Source organism: Protofrankia sp. Cj5, from assembly GCF_917627405.1.
Taxonomy (GTDB): Bacteria; Actinomycetota; Actinomycetes; order Frankiales; family Frankiaceae; genus Protofrankia.
This window is the reverse complement of record NZ_CAKJTO010000014.1, coordinates 31735-38324: the sequence shown is the minus strand read 5'-3', so window position 1 is coordinate 38324 and position 6590 is coordinate 31735. Positions and strand designations below refer to the sequence as shown.

At 67.0% G+C, this 6590-nt stretch carries 4 protein-coding genes; all 4 read left to right on the top strand.

The genetic code is table 11. From position 1 onward, the window contains the following. Positions 1-276 precede the first annotated feature (276 nt). The 4 genes from MJ777_RS05330 (at position 277) to MJ777_RS05315 (ending at position 6535) form a co-directional block, all read left to right on the top strand. Positions 277-606, top strand: a complete 330-nt coding sequence (locus MJ777_RS05330) for a 5'-nucleotidase C-terminal domain-containing protein (protein ID WP_239310888.1) — start codon at positions 277-279, stop codon at positions 604-606. Between the two features lie 223 nt (positions 607-829). Next, complete coding sequence (locus MJ777_RS05325; RefSeq protein WP_239373659.1) at positions 830-1288, top strand: hypothetical protein; 459 nt, start codon at positions 830-832, stop codon at positions 1286-1288. Further along, a complete protein-coding gene (locus MJ777_RS05320) occupies positions 1285-5499 on the top strand; it encodes a caspase family protein (RefSeq protein ID WP_239373656.1) in 4215 nt (1404 codons plus the stop codon). The genes MJ777_RS05325 and MJ777_RS05320 overlap by 4 nt, the downstream gene beginning before the upstream one ends. 115 nt (positions 5500-5614) lie before the next feature. Next, a complete protein-coding gene (locus MJ777_RS05315; RefSeq protein WP_239373653.1) occupies positions 5615-6535 on the top strand; it encodes a phosphate/phosphite/phosphonate ABC transporter substrate-binding protein in 921 nt (306 codons plus the stop codon). The last annotated feature ends 55 nt before the right edge of the window (positions 6536-6590 follow it).

Sequence of the window (6590 nt, the reverse complement as noted above, 5' to 3'; positions counted from 1 at the left end):
AAACACGCTCTGACCGATGAAAACCGGCCGTACAGCCGATGAACGGAACACGATGGCATACCGGCGGGCGTATCCGGCCGCTACGGCCCACTTCGTGCGTGAGGTCCGATTCCCTGTCTCCTCCGACGCTGGTCGGCCGCTGCCCCGTTCCAGGTCGACCGGGGTCACGCGGCCGCGAGTCGACCTCGGCCTTCGGATGCCTCGCGGCCAATCGTCATCGATACCCAGCGGAACCAGCCGATCTTCAAACCGTGGATGGTACGAGACTGCGCGGACATGAAGATCGAGTTCGTCGGAATGACCTTGAAGAACGCACCGAGCATCGTCACCGCCGCATTCATGAATCCCGGTGGCGCGCGGGCTGATCTCACCTACACGCCGGCCGGTAGCGAACAGCCCGGGGAGGTCGCCTATGGCGAGCCCTTCACCGTTCAGCCGGTCAACAACCCGCTCACCGTGATGACCATCGGCGGCGGCGCCATCAAACGTGTGCTGGAACAGCGGGGCAGGACCAACCGGATCCTCCAACCAGCCGGAATCACCTACAATTACAGCGGCGGCGCACCCGTCGGCTCGACGGTAAGCAACGTGGCCATCGGCGGATAGCCGCTGAATCCCGCGACTTCCTGCCGGATCACCGAAACCTGATGTTGGCGACACGAACGCGGAACAGCGGGCTCCGCTCATCCCAGCCCCCGTACCATGACGAGAAAAATTCGGTGTGGTAACTATTTTTCGTGGCGGCTGGAGGTGTCGTGGCCCACGCAGCGCTCCGGGTGCGTTCATGCTGGTCTTATGCAAGCCTCGCTGGTCGATTGAGGGGAAACATATGGACGTGGCAATACGGCTGCTGGGAAGCGCCACGGACGATCTCCGGTCGTTGCAGGCCTGGCTGGTCGCGGAAGACGAGTTACGCGGCCGGGTGGAGTCCATCGAACAGCCACCGGCTCCAGGCCAGCTGGGGTCGGCCCTCGATACGCTGATCGTCGCGCTGGGTCCGGGCGGTGCCGTATCGGTGCTGCTCGCAGGCCTGATCTCCTGGATTCGGAGCCGGCACAGCGATGTGGATATCACCGTGGAACGGCGGGACGGCCATACCACGATCCGGCTGTCGGCACGGCGGATACGGGAGCTGAACGCCGCCAGCCTCCGGGACGAGATCGACCAGCTCGGCCAGGCACTCAGCGGCCAGGCACTCAGCGGGCCGCTCCCCCCGGTGGCGAGCGATGACCCGAGCCTGCCCGTGGGTCCCCGCCGCGGCCAGCCCGGCGCGAACCGCGCACCGTGACCGGGCTGGCCAATCCGGGGGTGCGGGTGCTGCTCGTCGGTACCAGCATGCACGAGCCGGGGTCACGGCTGCCCGATGTTCCCGCGGTCACCCGTACCGTCACCGACCTCGCGCGGTGCCTGACAGACCGCTGCGGCCTGCCCAAGCCGGGGCTGCGCACGCTGGTCGACCCGGCCGACCCGATCGTGTTCGACCGTGCGGTCAGCGCCGCGGCCCGGGAGGCCAGCGACGTCCTGCTCGTCTACTACGTCGGCCACGGGCTGCTCAGCCCGGACGGCGAGCTGCACCTGGCCACCGCCGCCTCGCTCGACCTGACCCGGCCACCGGCGCCGCATTACCAGGCCCTTCCCTACCGCACCCTCCGTGACACCCTCGCCAACTGCCGGGCGCGGACGGTGGTGGTCGTGCTGGACTGCTGTTTTGCCGGCCGGGCATCGGCTGCGCTGCTCACCGGCACCGATGACGTGTTCGCGATGACCGCCGTCCGCGACAGCTACCTGCTCACCGCCGCCGCACCCGAGGAGGCGGCCCTGGCGCTGCCGGGCGAGCGGCACACCGCGTTCACCGGCGCGCTGATCGACCTCCTGACCAGGGGTGACCCGACCGGCCCGCCGCGGCTCACCCTCGAACGCGCCTACCGTTATCTCGCCCGTGCCCTGCCCGCCGCCGGCCGGCCGGAACCGCGCCGCAACGCCGGCGGTAGAGCCGGTGATCTCATGCTCACCGACAATCGGGCTTACCGGCCGCCCCCGCCCGCACGCCGCCCTGGCCAGCCCGGCGACGATCAGGAAACAGTCCGGCCCGACAGCCACACCGACACCGATCCCGTCGAAGACATCTGCCCCTACCGGGGCCTGGAGGCCTACGGCCCGAACGACGCACGATTCTTCTTCGGCCGTGACACGCTCACCGCCACGCTGCTGGCGCGGCTCACCGACCGGCTCACCGATCCCCAACCGGTGATGGTGGTGGGGGCCTCCGGCTCGGGCAAATCGTCGCTGCTACGCGCCGGGCTCATCCCGGCGGTACGTGCCGGCAAGCTGGATGTACCCGGATCATGGGAATGGCCGTGCCATATCATCACCCCGGGTTCGGACCCGCTCGCCGAGCTGGCCTCGCTGCTGGCCCGCGCCACTGGCAGCCAGCCGGAGGCTGTTCGTGCTCTCCTGGCAGATGATCCACAACGGGCGGCTGATCTCACGGAGAGCGCTGTTGATGCCGCGATGCCCGCCGATACCGGCTACACCGCCGAGCCGGGGGCGACGGCCGGCGCCGCCGCGCCGACGCCGCGGATGCTGTTGGTCGTCGACCAGTTCGAGGAGCTGTTCACCAACGACATCCCCGCCACCGACCAGCAGGCCTTCGTCCGGGCACTCACCGCCGCCGGCACCCCCCGGAACAACATCCCGCCTCCTGCCCTTGTCGTCATCGGGATGCGCGCGGACTTCTACGGCCGCGCCACGGAGCACCCCGAACTCGTCGGCGGGCTGAGCGACGGCCAGGTCCCCGTCGGGCCGATGACCCGCGCCGACCTCATCGACGTCATCCGCCGCCCCGCGCAGGAAGTCGGGCTCGATCTCGAAGCCGGCCTCGTGGAGGTTCTCCTGCGAGACCTCGGTGTCGGCGTAGCCATGGACGGCGTCGGACCCGGCCGCGTCCACGGCGTCAGCGTCCTGCCGCTGCTGTCCTATGCGTTGCTGACCACCTGGCAGCACCGTGACGACCGGTTGCTTACCGCCGCGGGCTACGCCGCGACGGGCGGCATTGACAACGCCGTCGCCACCACCGCCGAACGGGTCTATGCCGCGCTCGACAAGGCCGGCCAGGCCGCGGCCCACTGGCTGCTGCTCCGCCTCGTGCACGTCAGTGCCGACGGAGGTGAGGACACCCGACGCCGTCGTTCCCGCGCTGAGCTGATCGCCGAGTACCCGGACGGGAGCGCCGTCGAAGCGGTGCTCGACGCCTTCGCGGCCGAAAAGGCCCGCCTGCTCACCATCGGTCAGGATACCGTGCAGATCACGCACGAAGCGCTGCTGCATGCCTGGCCAACCCTACGTTCCTGGATCGACACCGACCGGTCCGCCCTCGTCGCCGAACAAGGCCTCAGCGATGACGCCACGACCTGGCGGGACAGCGGCAATGACCCCGACCTGCTCTACCGCGGCACCCGGCTGGCCCTGGCCCGCGAGCGGGTCGAGACCTCCGGCCGGCACGACAGCCTCGCCCCGGCCGCCCGGACCTTTCTCGCTGCCAGCATCGACGCCGACAACGCCCGTGCCGAGGCTGAACGCCGCCGAGCGCGCCGGACCATGCTGTTCGCCATCACCAGCACCGCCTTGTTGATTCTGACGCTGGTCGGAGCCGGCGTGGCCGTCATCAACCAACGAGACGCCAGATCCCAACAGCAAATCGCAACCGCCCGGCAGCTCATCGCGCAAGCCGACGCCATTCGAGCCGTCGACCCCCGCGTCGCTCTGCAACTTGCCGTTGCGGCCTATCGCATCCACCCGAGCGACGAAACCCATTCTGGTCTGCTCAGCACACTCACCGCCATGCGCTACCGAGGAGCTCTTCGCAACGACAGCGGCACTGTGTCATCTGTTGCTTTTGCCTCGGACGGACAGACACTGGCCACCGGCGGCAGCGACGGCAGCATACTTCTGTGGGAACTCCCCGGCCAGCACGGCGCCGACGCATACGGACAGCCCTTCCCCGGGCAGCCCCATGCATTCGGCAGGCCTTTCAGCAAACAACGCAGTGTGGTTTCCGTGGCTTTCGCCCCGGACGGACGGACGCTGGCCACCGGCGGCGGCGACGGCACCACGGTTCTGTGGGATGTCACCGACCATGCCAATGCCCATGCCCTCGGGGAGCCGTTGGCCGGAAGCGGCGGCAGCGCGGTATCAGTGGCCTTCGCACCGGCCGGGCAAACCCTGGCCATCGGCGACGGCGACGGCACGCCGCACCTCTGGGACGTCATCGACCGTGCCCACCCCCGCTGGCTCAACCCCGAACAGGAGCGGACCGCTCATTCCGGGCCGGTGACCTCGGTAGCATTCGCGCCCGACGGGCAGACGCTGGCTACCACCAGCGGTGACGGCAGCGCGGTCCGCTGGGACGTCCGCGACCGAAGCCATCCCCGCCGGGACGGGCCGCTGCTGGCCGGCCACCAAGAGCCGGCGTATTCCGCGGCGTTCACGTCCAACGGACGCATACTGGCTACCGGCAGCGATGGTATCGTCTCCCTCTGGGACATCACCGATCCCACTCAGGCGCGGCTCGAACAGGCGATAGCCGGTCACCGAGGGCCTGTGGCCTCGGTGGCCTTCGCGCCCGACGGGCACACACTGGCTACCACCAGCGGTGACGGCAGCGCCTTTCTCTGGGATCTCACCAACCGGCCGGAGAGGCTCGGCCCGCCTTTGGGCCATCACACTCCGGTGACCGAGGTGTTTTTCGATGGGAACACCCTCGTCGGCCGCGGCTCGGACGGCTCCGATATCGGCTGGGACATCACGGACCGGACGCGGCCCCAACAACTCGAAGCACCCCCGGCTGGCTACCGTGACCGGACGCTGTCTCTCGCCCTGTCGCCGTCCGGGAGAACCCGTGCCATCGGCGGCGATCCAGACGGCAACGTGACTTTGGAAGACGTCACGGACAGAGACCATCCACGGCAACTCGGCCAGCCCCTCACCGGTCACCGAACAGCGGTGACCGCCGCGGCTTTCGCGCCCGGCGAGCATACGCTGGCCACTGCCAGCAGCGACGGTATGGTGATTCTCTGGGATGTCGCCGACCGGAGCCGGCCGCGACGACTCGGCCAGCCCCTCACCGATCATCTCAAATCAGTGACCTCGGTGGCCTTCGCGCCCGACGGACACACACTGGCCACCGGCAGCAGCGACCACACTGTCATCCTTTGGGATGTCGCCGACCGGAGCCGGCCGCGACGACTCGGCCAGCCCCTCACCGATCATCTCAAATCAGTGACCTCGGTGGCCTTCGCGCCCGACGGGCACACACTGGCCACTGGCAGCAGCGACGGTACGGCCATCTTGTGGGATCTCACGAGTCTCGACGACCTCCGGAAATACGCGGTACACCATGCGTGCGCCATCGCGGGAGGAAGTCTCGACAGGGACGAGTGGGCCCGCTACATTCCGGTGCTGCCGTACCGGGAAACCTGCCCTACCGGACAGGCCAGTTAACGTGGCTTCATTTTCTCATCTTTGCTCGCACACCTGGTCCCAGCCGGGAGAAAGCTGTTCAGAACCACTCCTGCGCGGACCAGGGAACCTGATCGAGAGCCGGAGGAAAATGCAGATGAAACGCATCTTCACTGGACTGGTGGCAGTTTTCTTTACCCTTTCAACAGCCGGTTGCCACTCGTCCGTCAATAATAGTGAGGACTCCACCAGGACACTGATTTTCACAGCGGTTCCCAGCCGCCCCTCCGGACCCCTGGAGGAATCCTTCCGGCCGATTCTCAGATTGCTTGAGGAAGAGACCGGCAGGAAGATCCGGTTTCAGGCCGCGCCGGACTACGCGACGGTCATCGAAGGTGTCCGCACCGGGCAGGTCGACATAGCCGAGATGGGACCGTTCTCCTATGTGCGCGTCAAGCGGCTGGGTACCCAGGCCACTGCCGTGGCGGCCCGGGTGGTCGAGAAGGGAGACATCCCGGGATACTATTCCTATGGCATCACACGTGCGGATTCACCAATCACCTCTCTCGCCGGCTTCCGTGACAAAAAGGTCTGTTTCGTCGACAAAAACTCCGCCTCTGGATATCTGTACCCAAAAGCCGCGCTACTAAAAAACGGTATCTCGCCGGAAAATGATCTCACGGCGATCTTTACCCGTAGTCACGACTCCTCGGTAGAAGCGGTATCCAACGGGCAGTGCGACGCCGGATTCGCCTACGATTCAGTAGTTAATCATCGACTGCTCGAGGAGGGGCAACTCAAGCCCGGCGAGATCAAAATCCTATGGAAATCCGAGGAAATTCCCGGCGGCCCACTGGTGATCAATAACAGTCTGCCAGTGGCACTACGCGGAAAAATAATCACAGCATTGCAACAGAAAGCCAACGCCGACTACCTGCGGTCAAAGGGGTTCTGCGAGGGCCAGTGTGCCATCACCGACGGATATGCGTACGGTTTCGGACCTGTCACCGACGCCAACTACGACAGCGTACGCGCGGTGTGCAAAACCGTCGGGGAAAAGTCCTGCGTGGACAACTGACCAACAATGCCGGCTCAGTCCGGGACCGGCACGCACCGGCATCGGCTCGACGGGG

What these genes read in the sequence shown, in the direction of transcription:
- MJ777_RS05315 (WP_239373653.1), top strand. Translation starts at nt 5,615, where the DNA reads ATGAAACGCATCTTCACTGGACTGGTGGCAGTTTTCTTTACCCTTTCA.
- MJ777_RS05330 (WP_239310888.1), top strand. Translation starts at nt 277, where the DNA reads ATGAAGATCGAGTTCGTCGGAATGACCTTGAAGAACGCACCGAGCATC.
- MJ777_RS05325 (WP_239373659.1), top strand. Translation starts at nt 830, where the DNA reads ATGGACGTGGCAATACGGCTGCTGGGAAGCGCCACGGACGATCTCCGG.